Origin of the sequence: Methylobacterium sp. E-065 (genome assembly GCF_022829605.1) — a bacterium.
Lineage (GTDB): Bacteria > Pseudomonadota > Alphaproteobacteria > Rhizobiales > Beijerinckiaceae > Methylobacterium.
In genome coordinates, this window is the sequence record NZ_JAKSYD010000011.1 from 1 (window position 1) to 1,992 (window position 1,992).

Consider the following 1,992-nt stretch of genomic DNA (forward strand, 5'->3'; position numbering starts at 1 on the left):
CGTCCGGTAGTCCGGCACGGCTTCTCAACTGTGCGAAAAGATGTCCACCTCGGGCCAGCCTTCGAGGTCGAGGCGCGCGCGGGTCGGCAAGAAGGCGAAGCAGGCGGCGGCGAGATCGGTGCGGCCTTCGCGGGCGAGCAGCGCGTCGAGCCGATCGCGGGCGGCGTGGAGAGGGAGCACGTCGGACGCCGCGTAATCGAGCTGCGCCGCCACGCAGGACTCGGTCTCGCAGGTCCGGTTCCGCGTCCAGCGCGACTTCTAGTTTCCCAGATCGGGATCGGTTGTTCCCAAAGCTTCCTGATCTCGATGTCCCCGTGCAAAGGGACCCAACTAGCCCGGCCAAGAGGCCGGGCTTTTTCGCATCCAATGGGGTGTACCTGAAACGGAGCTACTTTCCACCGCCGCTGCCGGTCGAACCGACGCGGGACGGCTGGCCCTCATTGCCAGCAGCTGCGGAGTCGGTCGCGATACCGTCAGCGGCACGTCCGGTCGGCGAATACGTTGCTGCCGGCGCATCGCCGGTTGAGCCAGGCTGCCGCGTCACGACGCCGGGGGCGCCGGGTGGTACTATGACCGTGGTACCCGTAGGCGTCTCGATGACGGCCTGCGCGAAGACGGGCGAAATGAAAGCCGTAGAGATGACGGCAGCGAGGGCAAGCTTGTTCATGCTGGACTCCTGACGGAACATGTGCGGCAGGAAACTCCTGAAGCTTGCGGCAATTCACGTTGCGCGCGATCGATCCAGCAATGCTTTACGTCGACGTTATCTATGTGCGCCCCCGCACTCAAGTTACATTCGGAAACACGGGATTGGCGCTGCTATCTTTTCGTTATAGGTGCGAAGCGTGAGGTTCTTATGAGGCCGGGCGAGCCGTGATACCATGGCCGCCCGACTGTTGGATCAGTTCAGTTCGTTTTCGCGCCAAGTTCGCCAAGGTGACGCTGTACGATGCGGTGGGTCTCAGCGGCGAAAGCCTTGAGGTCTGGGTTGGTCCCAGCCTTGGACTCCTTAGCGAAGGCGGCCCCGTCTGCGTCGTGAATGGCCTTCATGTCCTTGACATAGGCAGAGTCGAAGGCCGCGCCCGACAGGCCTTTCATCCGGTCGAGCCGCCCCTGGAACTCGGTGTTGAGCGTGTCGGGGAAGGGGAGGCCGGCGCCGGTGGCGATCGACTTCAATTTGTCGCCCACGAGGCTATGGTCATGCGCTTCGGTGTTGCCCTGGTCCTTGATGTCCTGACGCGCACCCTTGCCCTCAGCGAGCTTTCCAAGTTCGACCTCATACATCCCGCCCTGCGAGACCTTGGCGACGAAAGCCTTATCCTCATCGGAGACGGCCGCGGCTTGAGCGGCCACGAGCCCAGTCAACGACAGGGTTGCAGCAAGGAAGAGGCGAGCGGTCGGTCGGCTGTAGGGCATCGGATGAAACTCCTGTCGCTCGACGCAAACTCACCTGCCATCTGTATGATGCATCACGGTTTGCTGAGCTTGCGCGAGCGGCCAAAGGTGCATTGACGTTGCCTCAGCGATCGAGATGCACCCGCAGGCGAAGAAGCTGCTGGCCGAGGAGGCCACCACGCTGGGCCTGCGCTGCACGATGGTGAAGACCGCCATCGTCATGGGCTTCCCGGTTTGAGGATGAGCGACGATCCCGAAGCCACACACGAGCGTGCCACTGTCCAGCACCTAATGCACCGCCTCGACGGGTTCGCACGTGGGGTTGGCCTGGACGAAGCGGCCGCGCGGGGGATCGTCGAGAAGGTTGCCGCCGAAATGCGGACGCTGACGGAGGAGGAGGGCTTGATCGAGGCCCGCACGCGCATGATCGAGGCGTCGGCGTAGCACTAAGGCCGCCCAGTTTCGGGAGTGAAGCTATCTACGCTCCATTGGACTTCCTGACTGATCAGGCGCACGGTGTTGGGATCACCGGCCGGTTTCCGAACCCGTGGGCTCTGGTGGCGGAGAGTAACGTGTGCTCCCGCCTGCATTGCGCGA

3 protein-coding genes and 1 pseudogene are annotated in these 1,992 nt (G+C 63.4%); 1 reads left to right on the plus strand and 3 read right to left on the minus strand.

The features are described 5' to 3' along the window. Nucleotides 1-24: 24 nt before the first annotated feature. The 3 genes and pseudogenes from MKK84_RS00595 to MKK84_RS00605 form a co-directional block, all read right to left on the minus strand. Nucleotides 25-222, minus strand: a pseudogene (locus tag MKK84_RS00595) (ribonuclease D); the annotation flags it as partial. 166 nt (nt 223-388) lie between these two features. Then, nucleotides 389-667 (minus strand): hypothetical protein, encoded by a 279-nt coding sequence (locus MKK84_RS00600; protein ID WP_243916100.1) that lies wholly within the window; start codon nt 665-667, stop codon nt 389-391. A gap of 239 nt (nt 668-906) precedes the next feature. Continuing rightward, nucleotides 907-1,416, minus strand: a complete 510-nt coding sequence (locus tag MKK84_RS00605) for a DUF4142 domain-containing protein (protein ID WP_243916101.1) — start codon at nt 1,414-1,416, stop codon at nt 907-909. Nucleotides 1,417-1,635: 219 nt separating this feature from the next. On the opposite strand from MKK84_RS00605, the gene MKK84_RS00610 reads away from it, so the two are divergent. Next, nucleotides 1,636-1,839 (plus strand): hypothetical protein, encoded by a 204-nt coding sequence (locus MKK84_RS00610; RefSeq protein WP_243916102.1) that lies wholly within the window; start codon nt 1,636-1,638, stop codon nt 1,837-1,839. The last annotated feature ends 153 nt before the right edge of the window (nt 1,840-1,992 follow it).

Bases quoted from the DNA above. Each gene is read 5' to 3' on its own strand.
- MKK84_RS00610 (WP_243916102.1), top strand. From the start codon at position 1,636: ATGAGCGACGATCCCGAAGCCACACACGAGCGTGCCACTGTCCAGCAC.
- MKK84_RS00605 (WP_243916101.1), bottom strand. From the start codon at position 1,416: ATGCCCTACAGCCGACCGACCGCTCGCCTCTTCCTTGCTGCAACCCTG.
- MKK84_RS00600 (WP_243916100.1), bottom strand. From the start codon at position 667: ATGAACAAGCTTGCCCTCGCTGCCGTCATCTCTACGGCTTTCATTTCG.